Origin of the sequence: Dactylosporangium sp. NPDC000244, assembly GCF_040300725.1 — a bacterium.
In the GTDB taxonomy this organism is placed as follows: domain Bacteria; phylum Actinomycetota; class Actinomycetes; order Mycobacteriales; family Micromonosporaceae; genus Dactylosporangium.
Window position 1 is genome coordinate 1 of sequence record NZ_JBEPEH010000005.1, and the last position, 24,568, is coordinate 24,568.

Consider the following 24,568-nt stretch of genomic DNA (forward strand, 5'->3'; position numbering starts at 1 on the left):
CGCCCGCGGCCCCGCCGGGGGGGGCCTCGCCGCGGGCGCCCGGGGGGCGCCTGGGTCTGGGCCCCCCGGCCCGCCGCGATCCGGGCCAGGCCGGTGACCAGGTGGGCGACGGGGTTGTCCGGGTTGGGGCGTGACCCGTGGCCCTCCGTGCCGGTCGCGCGGACGCGCATGTGGAGGGAGCCACGCTCGGCGACGGCGATGGGGTAGAACCGCCGTACCGTCCCGTCGGGCGCCCGCACCGGCACGGCCCGCCCGCCCGACTCGCCGACGGCGGTGGTGACCCCGGCGAAGAGCTCGGGCCGGTTGCGTACCAGCCACTCGGCGCCGAGGGCACCGTCCTCCTCCTCGTCCGCGACGAAGGCGAAGACCACGTCGCGTCGTGGGACGGTCGCGCCGGCCGCCCACCGCAGCAGGGTGGCGAGCATCATCGCGACGGTGTCCTTCATGTCGGTCGCGCCGCGGCCCCACACGTATCCGTCCACCACCCGGCCCTCGAACGGCGCCACCGTCCACCGCTCCGGCTCGGCGGGGACGACGTCGAGATGCCCGTGGACGAGCAGGCCGGGCAGCGACCGGTCGGCGCCTGGGACCCGCAGGACGACGTTGGCCCGGGTCGGCTCGGACTCGATGATCTCGGGGTCGTACCCCGCCCCGCGCAGGAGGCCGGCGACGTACTCGGCCGCGGCCAGCTCGCCCTTGCTGCCCGCCCTGCCGTAGTTGCTGGTGTCGATCGCGATGAGATCGGAGCAGATCGTCACGACGTCCGGGTGGTCTGTCATCGTTCTCCTGCCTTGGGTGGGTAGGTGATCAGGTAGCCGTGCCGCCGGTCGAAGGCGGCGATCTCGGCGCCGCGGGCCAGGGCCCCGGCCAGCACGTCGCGCACGTGGGCACGCCAGGCCCGTGCGAGGCCCGGGTTCTCGACCCGGACCCGCTCGATGTCCTCGGGAACCGGGACGAAGGCGGGCCCGCCGGTCCACGGCGCCGCCGCCAGCGCGTCGCCGCGAACCGTGATCAGCGGCGGATGGTCGCCCCCGGGCGGCTCGACGGCGGCGGGGGAGAGCAGGTCCCACTCGACGAACAGCCGGTCGCTGGCCTCGCCGCGGTTGAGCCCGTCGTGCATCGGGCCGTAGAAGTCGGGCAGGTAAGCCGTCGCCCGGGCGCCGAGTTTGACCAGGTTGAAGTACGCGTTGCGGCGGACCAGGGGGTCGAACGTCCAGGTGATCGAGCCGATGTCGTGGCGCAGTGCCCAGTCGCGCTGGTGGCGCTTGAGCAGGTAGCCGACCTGCTGGGCGCGGTACTTCGCCTCGACCCCGGTGATGTGGCTGTGCAGGGATCCGTTGTGCGGCGCGAGGAACCCGACCGCGGCGCCGGCCAGGTGCTCCCCGACGAACGCGACGGCGACGTAGTTGCCGGTCATGCTGAAGGCGCGCAGCAACGCGACGGTGATCTGGCTGGAGCCGGGCGCGTCGTCCCAGACCCGGTTGAAGAGGGCGGCGATCGCCTCGAAGTCGGCGAGCCCGGCCGCCTCGCGGACCGACACCCCGTGCTCCGGCGTCATCGCGGGGCCTCGGCGAGCACGTCGTCGAGCAGCGCGGTCAGCAGGGCGAGGCGGTCGCCGAGCCGGGCCACGTCGACCCACTCGTGGCGGGCGTGCGCCCCGCCGCCCACCGCGCCCAGGCCGTCCAGGGTCGGCACCCCGGCGGCGGCCGTGAGGTTGCCGTCCGATCCGCCGCCGACCGCGACACCGGTGAGCGGGCCGATGCCCAGCCGATCCGCCACGGCGCGGGCCCGCTCGAACAGCCCGGCCGTCATCGTGGCCTCGAGCGGTGGGCGGTCGATGCCACCCGCCACCTCGACGGTGACGTCACCGTTCGCCGGCGTCAGGCCGCGGATCGCGGTGTCGACCCGCCGCAGCTCCTCGGCGGTCCGGGCGCGGACGTCGATCGTCAGCGTGGCCCGGTCCGGCACGGTGTTGACGGCCGTACCGGCGCGAGCCATCGTCGGCGTCACGCTGGTCCCCGCCGCGTCGTCGGCCAGCGCGGCGACGGCGCCGACGGCGGCGCCCAGCCCGACCAGCGCGTTCGCGCCCAGGTGCGGTTCCAGGCCGGCGTGGGCCGCGCGCCCGGAGAAGGTCAGCTCGTAGTGGGCGCGGCCCTTGCGCTCGGTCTTCAGGGCGCCGGAGTCGTCGCCGGACTCCAGCACCAGGACCGCGGCGCAGCCCCTGGCCTCGTCCTCGATCAGCTCGCGGGAGGTCGGAGAGCCGAGCTCCTCGTCGCCGGTGACCAGCAACGTGACCCCGGACGGGTCGTCGAGCGCGGCGATGGCGTGGAAGGCCAGGGCGAGGCCCACCTTCATGTCCAGGCACCCCGGCCCGCGGATGCGGTCGCCGGCCGTGAAGGGGATCGTGTCGATCGTGCCCAGGGGCCAGACGGTGTCGTGGTGGCCCAGCACGAGCACGCGGGGTGGTTCCGTTCCCCACCGCCAGCGCAGGTGGGTGCGGCCGGCGGTGACGATCGGCTCGGCGGGGCGGCCCAGGATCTCCTCGCCGACCCGCGCGACGCGCTCGGCGCTGCGGGCGACCGCGGCGAGGTCGGTGGACGGTGACTCGCAGCGGATCATCCGGGCCGACGCCGCGACGACGTCGGCGACCCGGGAGCGGGAGCCGGCGGACGGTGCGTTCATGGGGTGTTTTCCTCCGGCGCGTTGGACGGCGCCGACAAGGTTTCATCCGGCGCGGTGGCGACTCTTGTGGCCCGACATGAAAGGCGGCCCCGAGGTTGGGTGTCCGACACCGACGGCGGCCGTCTGCGCCGGTTTAGCCTGCTCAACGGCACGGGTCGCGGCGGGCGGCCCGCGTGTTCAGGAGGACCAGGTGACGGAGCGGGTGACGGACGTGGTCGTCGTGCCGGTCGGGACCGGTGGGGCGGTGCCGGCCCCGGTCACCGGCTTCCTCGTGGAGGCCGGCGTCGATGTCGACGTGCGCGCGATCGGGGCTCGCCTCGGCCCGGCCGAGCCCGGCGACGTCGCCCGGGTCCCCGTCCTCGATGGCCCCGACCTCGTGTGCGTGAGCGTCGGCGATCCCCGGCCGGGTCTGGCGTTCGACCACGTGCGGGCGGCCGCGATGGCGGCGGCCCGGCGCTGCGGATCCGCGCCGGGGGTGCTCGACGCGATCGGGTGCTGGGACGCCGACCCGCGCTGCGCGGTCGCCGCGGCGGAGGGCTGGACCCTCGGTACGTATCGGTACCGCCCCGACTGGACCGTCGCCGACCTGCTCGCCCGGCTCGACCCCGGCCCGCATCGGCACGGGGGACCGGAGCGGGCCGTGCGGGAGGGGATTGCGCTCGGCGCGGCCGCCAACCTCGCCCGGGACCTGATCAACACGCCGCCCGGCCAGCTCGTCCCGGCGCGGCTGGCGACCGTGTGCCAGGAGCTCGGCGAGGCGCTCGGGTTCGAGGTACGCGTACACGACGCCGCGACGCTTGCGCGCGAGCGATTCGGCGGCATCGCCGGCGTGGGCCGCGGGAGCGTGCATCCGCCGTGCCTGATCGAGCTGCGGCGCGGAGGCGACGGCCCGCACACGGCGCTCGTCGGCAAGGGCATCACCTTCGACGCGGGCGGCCTGTCGCTCAAGTCCAACCGGGGCATGCTCACCATGAAAGCGGACATGGCCGGCGCCGCCGCCGTTCTCGGCGCCCTCGTTGCGCTGGCCCGCCTGGGCTGCGACGCGCCGGTGCGGGCCTACCTGCCGTGCGCCGAGAACATGCCGGGCCCGGACGCGGTCCGGATCGGGGACGTCCTGCGTCATCGCGGTGGCCGGACCGTCGAGGTGACCAACGCCGACTGCGAGGGACGGCTCGTGGTCGCGGACGCCATGGCGTACGCCGCGGAGGCCGGCCCGGCCGCGATCGTCGACCTGGCGACGCTGACCTCGGTCACCGGCCTCGGCCCCGACATGTGGGCCGGCTTCGGCACCGATGACGCCCTGCTGGCGCGGGTGCTGGCGGCCGGCGCCGCGGCCGGGGAGCCCGGGTGGGCGATGCCGATGTGGGAGCCTTACCGGGCCACCCTCGCCTCCGACGTGGCGGATACGCGCAACTTCGACCCGGACGCGCCCCAGCCGTACGGCGCCATCACCGCGGCGCTGTACCTCGAGCCGTTCGCGTCCGGCGTGCCGTGGGCGCACCTCGACCTCGGGCTCACGGTGATGCGCCCGGCCGCCGACGCCCGGTGGGCCGCGGGCGCCAACGGCCGCGGGGTGCGCCTGCTGACCCGGTACCTGACCGCCGGTACGCCGGAACCGCAGGAGGAAGCATGAGCATCGTGGACGGTCCCTGGTTCGACGACCTCGCCGTCGGTGACACCTTCACCGCGCCGGCCGTCACGCTGGATGCCGGGCTCCAGGCCCAGCACCGGGCGATCCTCGGCGACCGGCTCCGGCTCTGCCTCGACGAGACGCTCGCCGAGCGGGTCACCGGGCGCGCCGGCCTCGCGCATCCCGGCGTGGTCTGGGACGTGGCCGTCGGCCAGTCGAGCGTCGTGACCCGCCAGGTGGTGGCGAACCTCTTCTACCGGGGGCTGCGGCCGCGGGCGACGCCGTACCTCGGCGACACCCTCGCCACCTCGACCGAGGTCGTCGCGCTGCGCCGGGTCCGGTCCCGGCCCGACCGGCCCGAGCGCGGCAAGGCGGTGCTGAGCATCGTGACCCGCGACCAGACCGGACGCGTCATCCTCGCGTTCGACCGGTGCGCCCTGCTGCCCTGCCGCGACGGGACCGGCCCGGCCCCGGAGGCGGGCCCCGACGTGCACGGCCTCTTCATCGCACCGTCCGTGCCGGACGTGGCAGCGGCCCCCGACTGGCTCGAGCCGTGGTCGCTCGAGCCGCTGGCGCCCGCGTCCGGCGGTCCGCTCGCGGCCGGCGACACCTTCGAGCTGGCGGCCGGCGACGTCGTCTCGAGCGCGCCGGAGCTGGCGCGGCTCACCGTCAACGTCGCGGCGGTGCACCATGATGCGGAGGCCGCCGGCGGCCGTCGGCTCGTCTACGGCGGCCACACGATCGGGCTCGCGCTCGGCCAGACCTGCCGGATGGTCCCGGGCCTGGTGACCGTGACCGAGTGGTTCGCCTGCGACCACGTCGCGCCCGTCTTCGAAGGCGACACGGTGCGCAGCCGCGTCACGGTGCGGGGCGTCACGCCCTACCGGGACGGCACCGCGATCGCCGTGCTCAACACCCAGGCGTCGGTGGCCGGCCGCGGAGCCGTCCTCGACTGGACCTTCGCGGCGCTGATCGCATGAGTATCGCGCCGGGCCCGGCCTGGCTTTTCGTCCCGGGCGACCGCCCGGAGCGTTTCGCGAAGGCCGCGAGCGCCGCCGACCAGGTCATCTGCGATCTGGAGGACGCCGTGGCGCCGAACGCCAAGCCGGCGGCCCGGGACCACGTCGCGGGCTGGCTCGCCGCCGGCGGATCGGCCTGGGTCCGGGTGAACCCGGCAGGGTCACCGTGGCATGCGGACGACCTGCGCGCGCTGGTGGGCCGCGCGGGCCTGCGGGGCGTGGTTGTGCCCAAGGCCGAGTCGGCAGCGGACCTGCAAGGCGTGTGCGACCTGCTCCAGGTGCCGGTGGCGGCCCTCGTCGAGTCCGCGGCCGGCGTCGAGCGAGTCGCCGGGATGCTCGCCGTCGAAGGGGTGGAGCGGCTCATGCTGGGCACTGTCGACCTCGCCCTCGATCTCGGCTGCGAGCAGGAGTCCGACGTCGTCCGGCAGGTCCGCGGCCGGCTGGCGCTGGCGTCGCGCGCGGCCGGGCGGCCCGCGCCGGTGGACGGGGTGAGCATGGCGCTGCGGGACTACGACGCAACGTTCGCAGACGCCGGGCGGGCGCGCCGCGAGGGCTACGCGGGCAAGCTCGCGGTCCACCCGGTCCAGGCCGGCGCGATCCGGGCCGCCTTCGCGCCGTCGCCGCAGGAGGTGTCCTGGGCGCGCGAAGTGATCGCGGCGGCCGGGCAGGGTGCGGTCGCCGTCGGGGGCGTCATGGTCGACGCCCCCGTCGTCGAGCGCGCGCGCCGGATGTTGGCCGGCTCGGCCATCGATGAGAAAAGGGGAACTGGGGACTGAGATGGCGCACTTCGAGAGTGACGTCCTGTGGAACCCGGCGTGGTCGGCCCTCGACGGCTGGGCGGAACGCCCTCCGGACATGATCGAGCACTTTCACCGATCGATCCCGGGATTCGCCGAGTCCGCGCTGGTGGCGGCGCCGGCGATCGCCGAGCAGGTCGGCGTCGGGCACGTGTTCGTCAAGCACGAGGCCGAGCGCCTCGGCCTGCCGTCGTTCAAGGTCATCGGCGCGAGCTGGGCCGTCGGCGTGGCGATCGCCGACCACGTCGGCCGCGCGCCCTTCCCGGCGTTCGACGCGCTCGCCGAGGCGGCCGGCGCCCTGCGCGCCTCGATCGTCCTGTCGACCGCCACGGACGGCAACCACGGCCGCGCCGTCGCGTACCTGGCGCGCCGGCTGGGCCTGAACAGCCGGATCTTCGTGCCCGCGGACATGGCCGAGGCGCGCGTCGACGCGATCCGCGGCGAGGGCGCCGAGGTCGAGGTGGTGGCCGGGTCGTACGACGACGCCGTTCGCCGATCGGCCCAGAGCGCGGAGCGGGACCGGCCCGACGGCCGGCGCGAGCTGCTCGTCTCGGACACGTCCTGGCCCGGGTACACCCGGATCCCCGAGGCCGTGGTCGCCGGCTACTCGACGATCTTCGCCGAGACCCGGCGGCAGCTCGCCGCGGCGCTCGGCCCGGACGCGTCGATCGACCTGGCGCTCGTCCCGGTGGGCGTGGGCGCGTTCGCCTCGGCCGCGGTCCGCAGCCTCGCGAGCGGGTCGTGCAGCGTCGTCACAGCCGAGCCGGCGGCGGCCGACTGCCTGTGGCAGTCCCTGGCGGCCCGGGAACGGGTGACGGTGCCGGGGCCGCACGAGTCGACGATGGCGGGGCTCAACTGCGGCGAGGTCTCGCTGGTGGCATGGCCGGCCCTGCAGCGGGGCGTCCGCGCCGCCACCCGGCTCTCCGACCTCGAGGTCGCCGTGGCCGTCCGCGACCTCGCCGAGATCGGCGTCGCGACCAGCGAGAGCGGCGCGGCCGGCCTGGCCGGTCTGCGGCGGCTGCGGCTCGACTCGCGGGCGGGCTCGCTGCTGCGGCCCAGTTCCACGCTCGTCCTCTTCGACACCGAGGGGGTCACCGATCCGGCCGCATACGAGGCGGTCCTGTCCTCGACGGCGCGGGGTCGCACCAAGGAAGGGGCTGGTCATGTCGCAGGTCGATGAGCTCATCGCGTACCTCAGCGAAGCCGTTCCCCGCGAGGCGAGGTCGCGTGGGATTCCGGGCGTCGCCGTCGGGTTGTGCGATGCCGACGGCGACCTGTGGGCCGAGGGATTCGGCAGCGGCATCGGCGTGCGCACCATGTTCAGCGTCCAGTCGACGTCGAAGCTGGTCACCGCGACCGGCGTGCTGCTGGCCGTGCAGGAGGGCCTGGTCGACCTCGACGAGCCGATCCTGCGCCACCTGCCGGACTTCACCGTGCACAGCGACTTCGAGGAGCGGCCAGAACGCCGGATCACCCTGCGCCACCTGCTGACCCACACCGCCGGCTTCACCCACGAGGCGCCGGTCGGGTCCAACTACGAGGTCGGCGACGCCACGTTCGAGGAGCACCTCGCCAGCATCCCCGAGACCTGGCTGCGGTTCCCCGTCGGCCACCACCACGAGTACTCCAACCTCGGGATCGACCTCGCCGGCCAGGTGGTCGCCACCGCCGCCGGGGAGACGTTCGCCGAGTTCATGCGCGGGCGGCTGTTCGAGCCGCTCGGTCTGACCCGGTCGACGTTCGACTTCGGCACCTTCGACGGCGACGAGGACAGGGCGCTCGGGCACTCCCGCACGTTCGCCCGCGCGGGCCGCGATGTGCCCCGGCGGGTGCCGATGGTGCCGTCGGGCGGTCTCTACACCAGCGTGGCGGATGTCCTGCGCTACCTGCGATTCCAGTTGCGCGAGGGCGACGGCGTCCTGCGGCCCGAGCTGGCCCGCCAGCACCTGGAGTTCCCGAGGCTGACCGAGGAGCAGATCCAGGGGTACGGGCTGGGGCTCTACGTCGACCGCTGGGCGCCCGGGGTCCGGGTGCTGCACCACGGCGGGTCCGGCTTCGGCTTCCTCTGCCAGGTGTTCTGGCTGCCGGACCTCGGCATCGGCGGCGCGGTGCTCACCAACTCCGTGGACCACGACCTGCAGAACGAGCTGGCGGCCGACATCGTCCGGCGGCTCGCGGACGGCCACGGCTCGCAGGCCGCCCCGCCCCCGGCGGCAGCCTCGCCGCACCCGCAGGACGCCGCCGGCCGGTACGTCGGGCGCCTTGGCGACATGCGGGACATCGTCGCCCGCGACGGTGAGCTTCACGGCGTCGAGCCCCGGTCCGTCTTCCTGCGCGACGCGGCCGGACACGTCCGCTACCTGCTCGACGCCGCCACCGGCGATGTCCGGTACCGGACCGTCGTGCCCGAGCTCGGCCCGTCGAGGCTCGAACCCGGTCTGGCCGGTGACTACGAGTCCCGGGTCGGCGAGGTGCCGATGGCGCCGTACCGCCTGCGGCAGGACGGGGACCGCGCCGTGATCGACCTGCCCCGCCGGGGCTCCCTCGACGACCCGATCACCCTGCAGCTCACCGCCGTCGCCCCGGGCCGCTACCTGTCCGCGACCGGCGAGGTGCTGACGGCCGGCGACACCGGACCGGCCTACGCCAACATCCCCCTGACCCGGACCGAGGACTGAGGTGACCCCGATGGGTAAGGCATCCGCGCTGGAAGGCATCGAGATGCGGCGGCTCCGGCTGCCCCTGGTGTCGCCGTTCCGCACCTCCTTCGGCACCCAGACGACCAAGGACGTGCTGATCCTCCGCGCCGTCACCGCCGGCGCCGAGGGCTGGGGCGAGTGCGTCGCCGCGCAGCATCCGCTGTACGCCTCGGAGTACGTCGACGCCGCGATGATCACCCTGCGCGACTTCCTCGTGCCGGCGCTGCGCGACCTGCCCGCCGTCGACGTCAACCTCGTCGGCGCCGCGCTGGACCGCTTCCGCGGGCACCGGATGAGCAAGGCGGCGCTCGAGATGGCGGTCTGGGACGCCGAGCTGCGGAGCCTGGGGATGCCGTTGAGCCGCGCGCTCGGCGCCGTCCACACGTCGGTGCCGGCAGGCGTCTCGGTCGGCATCATGGACACCCTCGACGAGCTGGTCAGCGCGGTCGGCGCCTACCTGGCCGACGGGTACCGGCGGATCAAACTCAAGATCGAGCCAGGCTGGGACGTCGCGGCGGTGCGCGCGATCCGGGACGCGTTCGGCGACATCGCGCTGCAGGTCGACGCGAACGCCGCGTACACGCTCGCCGACGTCGACCAGCTGCGGAAACTGGACGATTTCGACCTGCTGCTCATCGAGCAGCCGATGGCCGAGGACAACGTGCTGGGCCACGCCGAGCTGGCCCGCCACCTGCGAACCCCCATCTGCCTGGACGAGTCGATCACCTCCGCCCGGGCCGCGGCCGACGCGATCAGACTGGGCGCGTGCCGCATCGTCAACATCAAGGCCGGCCGGGTGGGCGGCTACCTCGAGGCCCGGCGCGTGCACGACGTCTGCCAGGCCCACGACGTCCCCGTCTGGTGCGGCGGCATGGTCGAGACCGGCCTGGGCCGCGCCGCGAACGCCGCCCTGGCCGCCCTGCCCGGCATGCGGCTGCCGGGCGACGTCTCCGCCTCGTCGCGCTTCTACCACCGGGACATCACCGCGCCCCTCGAACTCAGCGACGGCTACATGCCGGTCCCGCAGGGCCCGGGCCTGGGCGTCACCCCCGACCCCGAAGCCCTCGCCGCGGCAACGGTTCACACCGAGTGGCTACCCCTGTAGGTGGTGCCGCCGCACCAGATTGGGCCGGCCGGTAGTGTCGTGGCACAAGAACGGGTGATCAACCGTGGTTAGAATCATGGCCGTGGGCCGCCCGGAACAGCCGGAAGCGTCCGTCGCGGTGGACGGACCGTCGACCACGCTGGCCCGCATCCTGGAGGACGCGGGCCACACCCTGCTCCGCCCGGCGTTCGACGGCCAGGACCTCGACCGGATCGTCGACGGCCTGGTGATCTTCGACCCGGCCGACCAGGTCGCCTGGTCGCGGCGCCCCCTGGTGCTCGCCGTCGGCGTCCAGGCCGGTGAGCAGCTCACCGCGCTCCGCGAGCGGGTGGCCCGCCAGGGCGGCGCGCTCATCGTCCACGAGAGCGCCGTCGCCTCGCTGGCCGGCCCGCGGACCGGCGCGCCGGTGCTCGCGCTCGGCAACGAGAACTCCTGGATCCAGCTCGCCGCGACCCTCGCGCCGCTGGTGAGCGGCGCGTCCGGCCCCGCGCTCGCGGCACCGCTCGGCGGCGTCCCGACCGGCGACCTGTTCGCGCTGGCGAACGCCATCGCCGAGATCCTCGACGCGCCGGTCACGGTCGAGGACCGGGACTCCCGGGTGCTCGCCTTCTCGATCCGGCAGGAGGAGGCGGACCCGTCGCGCATCGGCGCGATCCTCAACCGGCAGGTCACGCCCTGGGCCACGCAGGATCTCACCGAGCGCGGCATCTTCCGCCAGCTGTACCGCACCCAGGAGCCGCTCTTCGTCGATCCGCCCGTGAGCGGGTACGGCGGCTTCACGATGCCCCGCGTCGTGCTGGGCATCCGGGCCGGCGACGAGATCCTGGGCTCGGTGTGGGCGGCGGTCCCCGCTCCGCTCTCGGACGAGCGGATGCAGGCCTTCCGCGAGCTGCAGGGCACGATCGCCGTGCACCTGCTGAGCCACCGCGCGAACGCCAACGTGGAGCGCCGGATGCGTTCGGACCTCACCGCGCAGGTCCTGGCCGGCGGCCCGGAGGCGGAGGAGGTCGCGGCCCGGCTGGGCCTGCCCCGCCGCCCGATGCTGGTGCTCGCGGTCGCGCTGCCGGACGGCGAGGACGAGCCCGCACGCCTGCGCGGCGACCGCGCGGCCGAGTTGCTGCGCATCGGCGACGCGTTCGACATGCACCTCGGCACCAGCCAGCCGGGCGCCTCCGCCGCACTGGTCGGCGACATCGTGTACGGGATCGTTCCGCTGCCCCCGGCCGCCGACCCGAACTCGGACCGCGGCCAGCGGATGGCGAAGGACTTCCTCGCCCGGGTCGGGCGGCGTTCCGCCGCGGTGGTCGGGGTCAGCGCCGTCGCGCCCGACGCCTACGCCCTCCCGCGGGCCCGGGAGGAGGCCGACCGCGCGCTGCGGCTGGCCCGCGGCGCGCAGCAGGGCGACCGCGTCTGCTCGACGATCGAGCACGCGTACGAGCTGCTCATGATGGAGATGGCCGACCTGGTGTCGGCGCGGGGAATGGGCCTCAGCGGTCCGCTCGCCCGCCTCGTCGAGCAGGACGAGCGCCACGGGTACCTGGTGCCGACACTGCGCGCGTGGCTGGACCACTTCGGCGACAACATCGCCGCGTCGGCGTCGCTGCACGTCCACCCCAACACGTTCCGCTACCGCCTGAAGCGGGTCGCGGAGGTCTCCGGGATGAACCTGGACGACCGCGACGAGCGGCTGTCGCTGATGCTGCAGTTCCGGCTCTTCATGCGCTCCTGACCGGCAGCCTCGTCGCGCGGCGCTACCCGGTGCCCGCGATTTCGTGCCGCGGCACCAGCGCCGCCGCCCCCGAACTTGTGACGATCAGCGGTGTCCGGCACCGCGGCAGGCCCCACGATCAGCGGTGTCCGGCACCGCCGCGAGCCCCACGATCAGCGGCGTCCGGCATCGAGGCAACCGACGAGAGGACCGGTGTGAACCGCTATCTGACTGTCGAGGACATCCGGCGGATCGACGTACCCAGGCAACCGGCGATCAGCCCGGACGGCAGCGCGGTCGCCTACGTCGTGCAGACCGACGACCTCGACGCGGACCGCGTCGAGCAGACCCTGTGGCTGGTGCCCACCGGCGGCGGGAACCCGCGCCGCCTGACCGACGGCGTGGACGACTCCGCCCCCGCCTGGTCGCCGGACGGCCGGCTGCTCGCCTTCCTGCGCACCACCGACGGCCGGCCCCAGATCTGGCTGCTCGACGTCGGGACGTCCGAGGCGCGGCAGCTCACCCGCCGGCCCGGCGGAGCGGGCGCCCCGGCGTTCAGCCCGGACGGATCGCGGCTGCTGTTCACCGCGCCGGCCGACCCCACGGAGTCCGACGGCGCGTGGGCGTGGGGCGCCCCGGTCGTGAGCCGTCGCCTCGACTACTACGCCGACGGCGCCGGCGTGCTGAGCGCCCCGCGGCAGCACATCCACGTCGTCAACGCCGACACGGGCGCATGCGAGCAGATCACCACCGGCGCGTGGAGCGCATCCGGGGCGGCCTGGTCGGGGGACGGCGCCCGGATCGCCTTCTCCGCCGCCATGGCCGCGGACGCCGACCTCACCCGGCGGTCCGCCGCGTACGTCATCGACCTCGGCGACCCCGGACGGGTCCCGCGCCCGGCAGGCCCCGAATCCGGCAGCGCCGGGCCGCTCGCCTGGACCGCCGACGGCACCCGGCTGCTGGTCTGCGGCCACCCCGAGAGTCCCGCGCGCTTCACCGGCCTGCTCCTCGTCGACCCGTCGGACGGCACGGCCCGCAACCTCACCGAGCGGATGGACCGGCAGGTCATGTACGGCGCGCCCGGTTATCCCGGCTCGACGCCGCGCGTGGTGGCGCAGCTCGGGACGGTCGTGTTCTGCGTGCGCGAGGGCGGCTACGTCGTGCCGTACACCATGCCGGAGGCCGGCGGCACCCCCACCGCGCTGCTCGCGGAGCCCGACCGGAACGTCTCGAGCCTGAGCGTGGCCGGCACGCTGGTCGCGTTCCTCGGCAGCGGGCCGGACACGCTCGGCGAGATCTACGTCCTGGACCTCACGACCGGCAGGCCGACCCGGCTGACCAACCATCGCGAGGGGCTCGGCGACCGCCGTCTCGCCCCGCGCGCCGAGCGCACGTTCACCATCTCCGACGGGACGGCCGTCACCGGATGGCTCATGCGCGACCCGGACGCCACCGGCCCGCAGCCGCTGCTGCTGGACATCCACGGCGGCCCGCACAACGCCTGGAACGGCGCCGCCGAGGCCGTGCACCTCTACCACCACGAGCTCGTCGCGCGCGGCTGGACCGTGCTGCTGCTCAACCCGCGGGGGAGCGACGGCTACGGCGAGGAGTTCGCCCGCGCCGTGAGTGGCCGGTGGGGTACCTCGGACGCCGCGGACTTCCTCGAGCCCCTCGACGAGCTCGTCGCCGACGGGCTCGTCGACAACGACCGCATCGCGGTGACCGGCTACAGCTACGGCGGCTACATGACCTGCTACCTCACGAGCCGCAGCGACCGGTTCGCCGCGGCCGTCGGCGGGGGCGTCATCAGCGATCTGCGCAGCGCCGCCGGCACGACCGACAACCGGCGTGCCCTGTCGACCAGCGAGTGGGGCGGCGCGTTCTGGGCCGACGCCGAGAACTACGCGGCGATGTCGCCGATCACCCACGTGACCGATGTGCGCACCCCCACGCTGCTGCTGCACGGCGGTGCGGACGTCCGCTGCCCGCTCGACCAGGCCAGGCAGTGGCACACGGCCCTGCGCGAGCTCGGCGTGGAGACCGAGATCGTGATCTACCCGGGTGCGTCGCACAACATGCTGTTCAACAGCCCGCCCCGGTTCCGGCGCGACTACAACGCCCGGGTCGTGGACTGGGTGACGAGGTACGCCGGCTGATGCGCGTCTCAGGGATCCTGGCGGTGCCCGGCATCGGCACCTACAGCAACGACGACCAGGCGGCGATCAAGGCCGGGGCGGTACGCGACGGCTACTTCTACGACGGCCCGCCGCTCACGCCGGGCTACCGCGCGATCCGCCAGCCCAGCGAGTCGCTGCAGGTTCTGCTCTTCCTCGACGACGACCGCGTGGCCGCCGGGGCCGGGGTGTCGGTGCAGTACGCCGGCGGCTCCGGGCGCGAGCCCGTCCTGCTGGCGGAGGCGGCCCGCGACCGCTGGCTGCCGGTGCTGCGCGACGTTCTGCTCGACGCGACCGTGGACTCGTTCCGGGCGACCTCCGCCCTGATCGCGCCGCTCGGGCTGCCGCGTGCGGTCGCGTACGGGGTCAGCCAGGCCCTGCTCGACGCGGCCGCGCACGCCACCCGGCGCACGATGGCCGAGGTGGTCGCCGCCGAGTACGGCGGTGCCGATCCGATCGGTCCGGTCCCGCTGCTCGCCCAGTCCGGCGAGGACCGGCGGGGCGCGGTCGACCGGATGGTGCTGCGCCGGGTCGAGAGCCTGCCGCACGGGCTGATCAACAACGCCGATCTGCTCGTCGGTCCCGGCGGTCACCTGCTGCTGGACTATGCCGGCTGGGTACGCGACCGGGTGCTGGCGCGGCGCGCGGACGACGACTACCAGCCGGTGATCCACATCGACTGCTACGGCACGCTCGGCGACGTCTTCCCTTCCACGGCCGACGTGGCCGGCTTCCTCGCCCGGCTGGCCGAGCAGTGCGCGCCGTTCCCGCTGCGCGTCGAGCAGCCGGTGCGCGCGGCGTCGCGGGAGGCCCAGATCGACGTCCTCCTGCGCCTGCGCAAACACGAAACCGGCGTCCAGATCGTCGCCGACGAGTGGTGCAACACCCACGAGGACGTGCTGGCCTTCCTCGACGCCGGGGCGGCCGACATGATCCAGATCAAGTTGCCCGACGTCGGCAGCCTCGACGACGCAGTGCGGTCCGTCCTCGCCTGCCGGGCCGCGGGCGTCGCGGCGTACGTCGGGGGGTCGTGCACCGAGACCGACCTGTCGGCCCGCGTCGCCACCCACGTCGCGATGGGCGCGGGGGCGGACGTGCTGCTGGCCCGGCCCGGCATGGGTGTCGACGAGGCAGTGATGGTGACCAGGAACGAGATGGCACGCACCCAGGCGGTCATCGAGCACAGGAGCAGCCGTGACCGGACTCAGTGACATCAGGATCATCGCCGTCGAGCAGTACGGCGCCGGCCCGTTCGGATCGCTGCACCTCGCCGAGCTCGGCGCCGACGTGATCAAGATCGAGGACGCGCGCACGGGCGGCGACATCGGGCGGCACGTCCCGCCGTTCACCGAGGACGACGACAGCCTCTTCTTCCAGAGCTTCAACCGCAACAAGCGCAGCATCTGCCTCGACCTCTCGGTTCCGGCCGGGATGGCCGTGCTGCACCGCCTCCTGGAGGGCGCCGACGCGCTCATGTACAACCTGCGCGGGGACGTGCCGGAGAAGCTCGGCCTCCGGTACGCCGACCTGAGCCACCTCAATCCGCGGCTGGTGGTCTGCTCGCTGTCCGGTTACGGGATGACCGGGCCACGGCGGGCGGAGCCGGCGTACGACTATGTCGTCCAGGGTCGCGCCGCGTGGATGGACCTGACCGGCGACCCGGCCGGACCGCCGACCAAGAGCGGCCTTTCGCTGGTCGACTACTGCGGCGGAGTCGTCGCGGCGATGTCGCTGCTGGCCGGGGTCCACGTCGCCCGGCGCGACGGCGTCGGCGGAGAGTGCGACGTCAGCCTCTTCGACACGGCGATGGCGATGCTCTCCTACCCGGCGACCTGGTTCCTCACCCGGGGGCACGAGACCCGCCGCAAGGCCCGCTCGGCGCACCCCTCGGTGGTGCCGTTCGGCGCCTACCCGACCGCGGACGGCTGGTTGATGCTCGCCTGCGTCAAGCCGGTGTTCTTCGCGCGCCTGACCGAGGTGCTGGGCATCCGTGAGGTCGCCGCCGATCCCCGGTTCGCGACGCTCGCCGGCCGCCAGGCGCACCAGGCCGAGCTGGACGCGGTGCTGGACTCAGCCCTGTCCCGGCACGGCACCGACCACTGGGTCGGCCTGCTGTCGGCGGCGGGCGTGCCGTGCGGCCCGGTCAACGGGCTGCGCGAGGCCTTCGAGGAGCCGCAGGCCGCGGAGCGTGGCCTGGTCGTCGACACCGAGCACCCCGGCTTCGGTACGGTGCGGCACGTGCGCACGGCAGGACGCGCCTGGTGGGAGAACCCGGCGCCGGACCGCGCGCCGGGGCTCGGCGAGCACCGCGACCAGATCCTCCGGGACGAGCTCGGCATGAGCGCCGAGGAAATGGCCGACCTTGCCCAGGGCGGCGCCTTCGGCGGTGAACGGTGAGCGGTGCTCCCGCCGCAGTGGGGGCGCTCGCCGCCCGGCTGAACGCCTTCACTCAGCTGGTCGAGGACGGCATCGCGGCCGAGCAGAACGGCCCGATGGCGGGCTGGACCGTCGCGGTCAAGGACAACATGGACGTCGCCGGGACGGTGCGCACCGACGGGCTCCGCGGCCCGCATCCGCCCGCGGCGGTGACCGACGCGGAGGCGGTGCGCCGGCTGCGGGCCGCCGGCGCGCGGATCGTCGCCAAGGCGAACCTCGAGGAGATCAGCTTCGGCGCGACCACACAGAACGACACGTGGGGCGCCTGCCGCAACCCGTGGGACCCGGACCGGATCCCCGGCGGCTCGAGCGGCGGGTCGGCCGTCGCAGTCGCCGCGGGCCTGGTCCGGCTCGCGATCGGCACGGACACCGGCGGCTCGCTGCGCAATCCGGCCGCGTTCTGCGGGGTGACCACGCTGCGCCCGAGCCACGGGCTGGTGCCGACGCTGGGCGTCACGCCGCTGAGCCCCAGCATGGACGTCGTCGGGCCGCTCGCGCGCAGCGCGGCCGAGGCCCGCGTCGCCCTGGAGGTCATGGCCGGCACGGGGTCGCGGCCGCTTCCGCCGTGTGAGCTGTCCAGCCTGACCGTGGCCGTGCCCGAGCAGTACTTCCTCGACGACCTGCAGCCCGCGGTCGCCGACGGCTTCCGCGACCTGCTCGACCTGCTGGGCGCGCACGGCGCGAAGGTCCGGCGGGTGGCCCTGCGCGACGTCGATCGGGTGCACCAGGCGATGGCCGCGCTGCAGAACTCCGAGGCGATCCGCCACCTCTGGCCGTACTGGCACGACGCCCGCGTCTCCGCCGGGATCAAGGGGCGGATCGACGCGGGCCGCCGGGTCACCACCGAGGAGATCGAGAACGCCCTCGCGGTGGCCTTCGCCTGGCGGGCCCGGGTCGGCGAGGTGCTCGCCGAGGCCGACGTCATCGCCGTGCCGGCCACGCCCTTCGTCGCGCCCGTCGCCGGGGACGGCGACCTCACCCTCGTCAGCCGTCGGATCAACCAGCTCACCGGCTGCTGGTCGCTCACCGGCCTGCCCGTCCTCGGCCTGCCGGTGTCGCCCTCGCCGGCCGGGCTGCCGGTCGGCGCACAGCTGGTCGGCCGGCGCGGTGCCGACCGGGCCCTGCTCGTCGTCGGCGAAGCCGTGCAGGCGGTCAGCGACTGGCACCGCCGCCGCCCGCCCTGCGCGCTACCCGACGACGCCTGGTAGCGCCGCGGCGACGTGCGCCTCCAGCAAGGGCAGTGGCAATTGCCCGGCGCCGAGCACCACGTCGTGGAAGCGGACCAGGTCGAAGCCGGCACCCTGCCGCTGCGCCGCCTCCCGCCGGATCCGCACGATCTCGAGCCGGCCGACCAGGTAGGCCAGGGCCTGGCCCGGCGTGACGATGTACCGGTCGACCTCCGCGTCCACGTGCCCCGGGCTCAGCGGCGAGTGCTCGGCCAGGAAACGCTTGGCCCGCTGCCGGCTCCAGCCCTTGGCGTGCAGGCCGGTGTCGATGACCAGGCGGCAGGCCCGCAGCGAGTCGAACGACAGCATGCCCAGCCGGTCCAGCGGGCCGCTGTAGAGGCCCATCTCGTCGGCGAGCCGTTCGGCGTACAGCCCCCAGCCCTCGAGGAAGCCGGTGACCGTGGTGGTACGGCGGAACTCCGGCAGCTCGGTGAGCTCGGCGGCGAGGCCCATCTGCAGGTGGTGCCCGGGCACGCCCTCGTGGAAGGCGAGGGCCTCGACCTCGTACCGGGCCCAGGCCCGCGGATCGGAGACGTTGACGACGAACGTCCCGCCCCGAGAGCCGTCCTTCGGCGCGACCATGTACTGGCCGAGCGATCCGCTCGTCGCCGCCTCGACCGCGCACGCGGCACGCGGCAGCCGCCCGAACCAGTCCCGGGCACGGTCGCTCGCCCTGGCCACGGCGACCTCCGCGGCGCGCACGAGGCCGGCGGCGTCGTCGAAGTGCAGGGCCGGGTCGTCGCGCATCCGGGCCATGACGGCGGGCACGTCCGAGGTGCCGAAGACCTTCCGGCCGAGGGCGGCGTACTCCTCGTCCAGGGCCGCAACCTGCGCGAGCCCGAGCTCGTGGATGCGGTCGGGGTGCAGGTCGGTGGTGGTGTGCGAGCGGACCAGTGTGGCGTACACCGCCTCGCCGTCGTCGAGCCAGCACAGCCCGCACCGCTCGTCGGGCCGCGCGGACGGCGCGACCTCCCGCGCCAGCGCGTCGGCATAGTCGGCCAGCGCGGGGCGCACCACCTCGCCGACCGCCGCGCGCAGGCGGTCCGTGCGTGCGGAGCGGTCGACGGCCAGCAGCGGGTCGTCGTCGAGCGGGGTGCGCAGCCACTTGCGCGCCCCCTCCACGGTGTCCGCCACCGCGAAGGCGACCGGGGAGCGGCCGGCCGCGCGCCCGTCGGCGAGACGCTCCAGCCGGTCGCGGAGATTGCGCGCGAAGCCGTGGTACTTCTCCGGCAGGGCGCCGGCCACCTCGGCGGACGGAAGCGCCAGCTTGGCGACCCGGCCCGGGAACTGAGCCACCGGCCCGAAGAGCGGGTCGACGTCGAGCTCGGCGAACCGGTGTTCGAGCACGTCGGCGCTGGTCGCGGCGTGCCAGGCGAGGACCGCGCCGTCCAGCGACGCGGGCGTGCCGTCCGGCGTACGGGCCAGCGCGGCGGCGGCCCGTGCCACCTCGCGCAGCTCGCCGAGCTGGGCCGCTTCGGCCGTCGCGCTGACGTCCTCGAAGTGCCCTGCCACCGAGTACTCGCCGATCAGGTGCGCCCAGGTGGGCGCCGTGCGGTAGCGCAGCTCCTGGTACCGCTTGCCGAGGCTTTCGATGTCCACCAACCCGGACCCCTCCGTCAATTGACCAATGTTTCACCTGGTCGCGTACGGTCTGACGAACGACGTTAAAGTGAGGGGCGACCGTGGGGCTTGGGTCTGGCCACGATCGAGCGCGGGCACCTTTGTGGGCCTGGACAAGAATCACCGCCGCGCCGTGGCTTCAATCGTGGGTTACATCACCCGGCGCCGAGCTGGCTCGTCCCGCCGGCCGCAGAGGAAGTCACACGCCAATGGTCCGCAATCGCCCGTTTCGCGTCTCGGTTTCCGTACTGTGTTCCACGGTCGCGCTGGCTGCCTGCTCCAACGGCGGCAGCACCGGCAGCTCCTCCGGCGACGATTATGCCGACGGCGGCTCGCTCACCATCGCGATCGACAGCGACCCCGGTGCGCTCGACCCGCAGCGCTCGGTCAACGGCATCAACAAGATGATGGCCAACTTCGCCTACGACACGCCCGTCAAGCTGCTGGACTCCGGCGAGGTGGCGCCCAGCGTCGTCAAGTCGTGGACCGGCGACGGTACCTCCTACACGCTGACCGTCCGCGAGGGCGTCACCTGCTCGGACGGCTCGCCGATGGACGCGCAGACGGTGGCCGACAACATCAACTACGTGGCCACCAAGGCCAACGGCTCGCCCATGCGCGGCGCCGCCGTCCCCGCCGACGCCACGGCAACGGCCGACACGGCCGCCGGCACCGTCGCGGTCAAGCTCACCGCGGGCGCACCCTTCTTCTTCCAGAACCTGGCCGAGCTGCCGTTGGTCTGCTCGAGCGCCATCAAGAACCGCGATTCCCTGAAGGCCGCCTCCGCCGGCTCCGGTCCGTTCGTCCTCTCCGGCGTGCAGGCCGGCAACCAGTACACGTACACCCGCCGCGACGGGTACACGTGGGGGCCGAACGGCGCCTCGACCGCCGAGAAGGGTCTGCCTGCGAAGGTGACCTTCAAGCTCGTGACGAGCGCGACCACGACGGCCAACCTCCTGCTGAGCAAGGGCGTCAACATCTCGTACCTGTCCGGTGCCGACACCCAGCGGCTCAAGGCCGCAAAAGTGTTCTCGGACGGCGCCAGCATCATCGACGACGAGCTCACCTTCAACCAGGCCGCCGGCCTGCCGACCGCCGACGTCAACGTCCGGCGCGCGCTCGTCGGCGCCCTCGACATGAAGGAACTGGCCCAGGTCTCCACCGGCGGCCTCGGTCAGCAGGCCAACGGCCTGCTGACCGACCCGAAGATCTGCAGCGGTGACACCGTCACCGCGAACAAGCCGGCGTACGACGCGGCCGCCGCGGCCGCGCTGCTCGACCAGGCCGGCTGGACGGCCGCCGGCGGAGGCACCCGGGCCAAGGACGGCAAGCCGCTCGAGGTCGCGTTCGTCTACGACAACGAGGACACCACGACCGCCGCGACGGCCGAGTACATCGGCCAGAAGTGGACGGCGCTGGGCGTCAAGGTGGACCTCAAGGGCCAGTCGTTCAATGCCCGGTCCGAGGTCGTCTTCGGCGGTAAGGGCCCGTGGACCGCGACCCTCATCAGCCTCGGCGTGTCGAACCCGGCCACGCTCGTGCCGTTCTTCTCCGGCGCGACCCCGGCGCAGGGCGGCGTCAACTACGGCTCGATGCACAACGACGTCTACGACAGCTCGATCAAGGTTGCGCAGGCGAAGTCCGGCACCGGCGGCTGCGCCGACTGGAACGCGGGCGAGGGCGCCCTGATCAAGAACGCGGACATCACGCCGATCGCCGTCACGCCGTACCTCTACTGGGGCAACGGGGCCAAGTTCGACGTCGTCGCCCGCGTGCTGGAGCCCACCTCGCTGCGGGTTCTGCGCTAGGCCCGGCGGGGAGGATGGGAGGTTCTGTGAGGTCGTCGTTGCGCACCAGGCACCCGTGGCTGGTCTTCCTGATCCGCAGGCTGGGGAGGTTCGTCGTCTCGCTGGCGGTCGTCGTCACCGCGTCGTTCGCCATGGTCCACGCGCTGCCGGGCGACCCGGTCCGCGCAGCCCTGGGCCTGATGGCGCCCCCGGAGACCGTCGCGGCCACCCGGGAGCGTCTCGGGCTCAACGAGCCGCTGTGGCGGCAGTACCTGGACTATCTCTGGAACCTCCTCCACCTCGACCTCGGCACTTCCCTGGACACCCAGACGCCGGTGCTGGAGAAGATGGCGCAGTTGGTGCCCGCGACCCTTCAGCTCGGCCTGACCGCGTTCGTGGTCTGCCTCGTGGTGGCGATACCGGTGGGCCTGCTCCTCGGTATCGCCACCCGGGACGGCCGGGGCCGCGGCCTGCATTTCGGCTTCGGCGGCGTGACCGGGCTCGCGCTCTCCGTGCCGGACTACCTGGTGGCGGTCGGACTCGTGTTCGTCTTCGCCGTCTCCCTCAAGGCGCTGCCGGTCGCGGGCCTGTCCGGTCCCGAGTCCTTCGTGCTGCCGGTGACCGCCCTGGTCGTGGGGCCGGTCGCCTACCTGGCACGGATCGTGCGGGCCGAGACCCAGCGGGTGCTCGGCGAGGACTACATCCGGGCGGCGCGCGCGAAGCGCCTCCCGGCCCGGCTGATCTACCTGCGCCACGCGCTGCCGAACACGCTGACCCCGACGCTGACCGTCTCCGGCATGATCCTCGCGTCGATGGTGGCCGGCACGGTACTCGTGGAGAACGTCTTCGCCTGGCCCGGCGTCGGCGCCGAGCTCGTGCACTCGGTGCTCGCCAAGGACTACCCGGTCGTCCAGGCGGTCGCGCTCTTCTTCGGCGCCGGCATCCTGCTGATCAACCTCGCGGTCGACATCGTGATCGCCGTCATCGACCCGCGCTCGACGATCAAGGAGAGCTGACGTGTCCCGGTCGCGTGCCCGCCATCACCTGTCCTCACCGCTCGGCGTGGTCACGGTCGTCCTGCTGCTGCTCCTGGTCGCGACCGCCGTCGTGGCGCCGTGGCTGTTCGGCGACCGGGCCACGCAGATCGCGGGCGGCTCGCTGCAGGCGGGACCGTCGGCGGCGCACCCGTTCGGCACCGACGCCCTCGGGCGCGACGTCCTCGCGCGGACGCTGGTGGCCACCCGGCTGTCCCTCGTGCTCGCCGTGCTCGTCGTCGGCATCGGCGTGGCCTGCGGCCTGATCATCGGCACCGTCCCCGTCGTGCTCGGCCGGCGCGCCGGCCGGGCGGTGGTCGCCGGCCTGAACCTGATGGTCGCCTTCCCCGGGCTGCTGCTCGCCCTGTTCCTCGCCATGATCTTCGGAGTGGGGGCGCGCGGCGCGGTGCTGTCGATGGCGATCGCCTTCGCGCCCTCGTTCGCGCGGCTGACCCACACCACCGCCAGCGGCGTCGCGAACGCCGACTACGTCTCCGCCGCGCGACTGCTGCGGGTCCCGCGGTGGCGGATCCTGACCCGCCACGTCGTGCCGAACATCTCCGAGCCCCTCGTCGTCAACGCCACCAGCCAGGTCGGTGCGGCGCTGCTCAGCATCTCGGCGCTGTCCTACATCGGCTTCGGCGTGCAACCGCCGCAGTACGACTGGGGACGCATGCTCGCCGACGGGCTGCCGGCCATCTACACCAACCCGGCGGCCGCGCTCGCGCCGTCGATCATGATCGTCGTCGCGGGTCTCGCGTTCGTCCTCGCCGGCGAGCTGCTGACCCAGGTCCTCGGCGGCAGCCAGCACGGTCACCTCCGGATGCCGTCCCTCAGGTTCCCGCGCCGGGAGCCGGCCCCGGCCGAGACGCCGCCACCGGGCGACGAGGTGCTCCAGCTCGAGCGCCTGACCGTCACCGTGCCCGGCGAGACCGCGCCGTTCGCCCCGGTCGTCGACGTCAGCATGCGCCTGCGCCGCGGCGAGATCGTCGGGCTGGTCGGCGAGTCGGGATCGGGCAAGAGCCTCACCGCGATGGCGGCCGCGCAGCTCACCTCGTACCCGAATGTCGCCGACGCCGACGTGCACCGGATCAAGGGCAACGAGCTGCGGCGGATGCGCCCCCGCGACCGCGAGCGGCTGCTCGGAACCTCGCTCGCGATGGTGTTCCAGGACCCGATGTCGTCGCTGAACCCGACCCTCAAGGTCGGCCGCCAGCTCGCCGAGGTCGCGGAGACCCACGAACGCCTCGGCCGCCGGGACGCGTGGCGGCGAGCCGTCGACCGCCTCAGCGCGGTGCTGATCACCGACCCGGAGGCGCGGGCGAAGCAGTACCCGATGGCGTTCTCCGGCGGCATGCGCCAGCGCGCGTCGATCGCGATGGGCCTCATGGCCCAGCCGGCGCTGATCGTCGCGGACGAGCCGACCACCGCGCTCGACGTGACCGTCCAGAAGGAGGTGCTCGGCCTGCTGCGGCGCATCTCCCGGGAGACCGACGCCGCCGTCCTGCTGATCAGCCACGACATCGCGGTGGTGGCTGAGAACGCGTCCCGGGTCCTCGTCATGTACGCCGGCCGGGTGGTCGAGGAGCTGCCGGTCAGCGGGCTCGCCGAGGCCGCGCATCCGTACACCCGCGCGTTGATCGCGAGCATCCCGGACATGTCGACGGACCGGTCGCGGCCGCTCGCGAACATTCCCGGGCGTCCGCCGCACGCCTCTGACCTGCCGCCGGGCTGTGCGTTCGCGCCCCGGTGCGCCCGCGCGGACGACCGGTGCCGGCAGGAACGTCCCGAACTGTCCGACTCGGGCGGCGCCGGCGCCGTCGCCTGCTGGCATCCGCTGCTGCCGGTCCTGGAAAGCGAGGCGTGACGTGCTCGAGCTCCGCGACATCGTCATCCGGTACGGCCACGGTCAGAGCGCCGTGACGGCCGTCGACGGGGTCAGCCTGACCGTGGCGGCCGGCTCGATCGTCGGGCTCGTCGGTGAGTCGGGGTCCGGCAAGTCGACCCTCGCCCGGGCGGCGGTCGGCCTCGCGCCGCTCGCCTCGGGCACGATCCTCTGGAAGGGGGCGGCGCTCGACCCGCGCGGCCGCCCGCCGTTGCAGTACGTGTTCCAGGACCCGTACGCGTCGCTCAACCCGCGGATGAGCGTCGGCGCGTCGATCGCCGAGGGCCTGCCCCGGACGAGCGGGCGGCGGGATCGGCCGGCCCGGGTCACCGAGCTGCTCGAGATGGTCCGGCTCGATCCTGGCGACGTTCACAAGCGGCCCCGGCAGCTCTCCGGCGGGCAGCGGCAGCGCGTCGCAATCGCGCGCGCCCTCGCCGCCGAGCCCGAGGTCCTGATCGCCGACGAGATCACGTCGGCGCTCGACGTCTCGGTCCAGGGTGCCGTGCTCAACCTGCTCAAGGAGATCCAGACCCGGACCGGCGTCGGGATCCTGTTCATCTCGCACAACCTCGCCGTGGTCCGCTACATGGCCGACTCGATCGCGGTCATGAAGTCCGGCCGGCTCGTCGAGCACGGCACGACGGAGGACGTCATCGAGCGTTCCACGCACCCGTACACGAAGCAGCTCCTCGAAGCCGTCCCGACAATGACGATGGGCAGTGGCCGCTCATAGCGAACGTGCGCCGGAGGAGTGACACGTGGCCGA

General features: G+C 73.9%; 19 protein-coding genes. 15 read left to right on the plus strand and 4 right to left on the minus strand.

The features are described from left to right. The 3 genes from ABT369_RS08480 to ABT369_RS08490 form a co-directional block, all read right to left on the minus strand. Positions 1 to 779, minus strand: a 779-nt coding sequence (locus ABT369_RS08480) for a M20/M25/M40 family metallo-hydrolase (RefSeq protein WP_350611067.1), incomplete at its 3' end; no start/stop codon positions are given. Further along, positions 776 to 1,558 (minus strand): GNAT family N-acetyltransferase, encoded by a 783-nt coding sequence (locus ABT369_RS08485; RefSeq protein WP_350611068.1) that lies wholly within the window; start codon positions 1,556 to 1,558, stop codon positions 776 to 778. The genes ABT369_RS08480 and ABT369_RS08485, both read right to left, overlap by 4 nt. Further along, positions 1,555 to 2,682 (minus strand): M20/M25/M40 family metallo-hydrolase, encoded by a 1,128-nt coding sequence (locus tag ABT369_RS08490; protein WP_350611069.1) that lies wholly within the window; start codon positions 2,680 to 2,682, stop codon positions 1,555 to 1,557. The genes ABT369_RS08485 and ABT369_RS08490 overlap by 4 nt, the downstream gene beginning before the upstream one ends. A gap of 190 nt (positions 2,683 to 2,872) precedes the next feature. Here ABT369_RS08490 and ABT369_RS08495 point away from each other — a divergent pair, with 190 nt between their 5' ends. The 11 genes from ABT369_RS08495 to ABT369_RS08545 all read left to right on the plus strand — a co-directional run bounded on the left by ABT369_RS08495 (position 2,873) and on the right by ABT369_RS08545 (position 17,458). After that, positions 2,873 to 4,315, plus strand: coding sequence for a leucyl aminopeptidase family protein (locus ABT369_RS08495; RefSeq protein ID WP_350611070.1), 1,443 nt, complete (start codon positions 2,873 to 2,875; stop codon positions 4,313 to 4,315). Further along, complete coding sequence (locus tag ABT369_RS08500; protein ID WP_350611071.1) at positions 4,312 to 5,292, plus strand: MaoC family dehydratase; 981 nt, start codon at positions 4,312 to 4,314, stop codon at positions 5,290 to 5,292. Before ABT369_RS08495 ends, ABT369_RS08500 begins: the two co-directional genes overlap by 4 nt. Then, positions 5,289 to 6,107, plus strand: a complete 819-nt coding sequence (locus tag ABT369_RS08505) for an HpcH/HpaI aldolase/citrate lyase family protein (protein WP_350611072.1) — start codon at positions 5,289 to 5,291, stop codon at positions 6,105 to 6,107. The genes ABT369_RS08500 and ABT369_RS08505 overlap by 4 nt, the downstream gene beginning before the upstream one ends. 1 nt (position 6,108) lies before the next feature. After that, positions 6,109 to 7,308: a diaminopropionate ammonia-lyase gene (locus tag ABT369_RS08510; RefSeq protein ID WP_350611073.1), complete on the plus strand. Its 1,200-nt coding sequence runs from the start codon at positions 6,109 to 6,111 to the stop codon at positions 7,306 to 7,308. Then, entirely contained in the window at positions 7,292 to 8,806 is a 1,515-nt protein-coding gene (locus ABT369_RS08515; protein ID WP_350611074.1) for a serine hydrolase domain-containing protein, read from the plus strand. The genes ABT369_RS08510 and ABT369_RS08515 overlap by 17 nt, the downstream gene beginning before the upstream one ends. Positions 8,807 to 8,816: 10 nt before the next feature. After that, positions 8,817 to 9,932: an o-succinylbenzoate synthase gene (gene menC, locus ABT369_RS08520; protein ID WP_350611075.1), complete on the plus strand. Its 1,116-nt coding sequence runs from the start codon at positions 8,817 to 8,819 to the stop codon at positions 9,930 to 9,932. Positions 9,933 to 10,014: 82 nt separating this feature from the next. Then, positions 10,015 to 11,661: a PucR family transcriptional regulator gene (locus tag ABT369_RS08525; RefSeq protein ID WP_350611076.1), complete on the plus strand. Its 1,647-nt coding sequence runs from the start codon at positions 10,015 to 10,017 to the stop codon at positions 11,659 to 11,661. A gap of 194 nt (positions 11,662 to 11,855) precedes the next feature. Continuing rightward, positions 11,856 to 13,796 carry a S9 family peptidase gene (locus ABT369_RS08530; protein WP_350611077.1) on the plus strand — a complete coding sequence of 647 codons (1,941 nt, stop codon included), beginning with the start codon at positions 11,856 to 11,858 and terminating at the stop codon, positions 13,794 to 13,796. Next, positions 13,796 to 15,025: a methylaspartate ammonia-lyase gene (locus ABT369_RS08535; protein ID WP_350611078.1), complete on the plus strand. Its 1,230-nt coding sequence runs from the start codon at positions 13,796 to 13,798 to the stop codon at positions 15,023 to 15,025. Before ABT369_RS08530 ends, ABT369_RS08535 begins: the two co-directional genes overlap by 1 nt. Further along, positions 15,009 to 16,211 (plus strand): CaiB/BaiF CoA transferase family protein, encoded by a 1,203-nt coding sequence (locus tag ABT369_RS08540; protein ID WP_350611079.1) that lies wholly within the window; start codon positions 15,009 to 15,011, stop codon positions 16,209 to 16,211. The genes ABT369_RS08535 and ABT369_RS08540 overlap by 17 nt, the downstream gene beginning before the upstream one ends. Further along, positions 16,208 to 17,458: an amidase gene (locus tag ABT369_RS08545; protein ID WP_350611080.1), complete on the plus strand. Its 1,251-nt coding sequence runs from the start codon at positions 16,208 to 16,210 to the stop codon at positions 17,456 to 17,458. The genes ABT369_RS08540 and ABT369_RS08545 overlap by 4 nt, the downstream gene beginning before the upstream one ends. On the opposite strand, the gene ABT369_RS08550 is transcribed toward ABT369_RS08545, so the two are convergent. Further along, entirely contained in the window at positions 17,438 to 19,075 is a 1,638-nt protein-coding gene (locus ABT369_RS08550; RefSeq protein ID WP_350611081.1) for a DUF885 domain-containing protein, read from the minus strand. The genes ABT369_RS08545 and ABT369_RS08550 overlap by 21 nt on opposite strands. Before the next feature lie 230 nt (positions 19,076 to 19,305). On the opposite strand from ABT369_RS08550, the gene ABT369_RS08555 reads away from it, so the two are divergent. From ABT369_RS08555 to ABT369_RS08570, 4 genes are read left to right on the plus strand one after another with little or no spacing between them, the layout of a single operon-like run. After that, a complete protein-coding gene (locus ABT369_RS08555) occupies positions 19,306 to 20,904 on the plus strand; it encodes an ABC transporter substrate-binding protein (protein WP_350611082.1) in 1,599 nt (532 codons plus the stop codon). A gap of 26 nt (positions 20,905 to 20,930) precedes the next feature. Further along, positions 20,931 to 21,899, plus strand: a complete 969-nt coding sequence (locus tag ABT369_RS08560) for an ABC transporter permease (RefSeq protein ID WP_350611083.1) — start codon at positions 20,931 to 20,933, stop codon at positions 21,897 to 21,899. Between the two features lies 1 nt (position 21,900). Continuing rightward, complete coding sequence (locus tag ABT369_RS08565) at positions 21,901 to 23,784, plus strand: dipeptide/oligopeptide/nickel ABC transporter permease/ATP-binding protein (RefSeq protein WP_350611084.1); 1,884 nt, start codon at positions 21,901 to 21,903, stop codon at positions 23,782 to 23,784. A 1-nt stretch (position 23,785) separates the two neighbouring features. After that, a complete protein-coding gene (locus ABT369_RS08570) occupies positions 23,786 to 24,535 on the plus strand; it encodes an ABC transporter ATP-binding protein (protein ID WP_350611085.1) in 750 nt (249 codons plus the stop codon). The last annotated feature ends 33 nt before the right edge of the window (positions 24,536 to 24,568 follow it).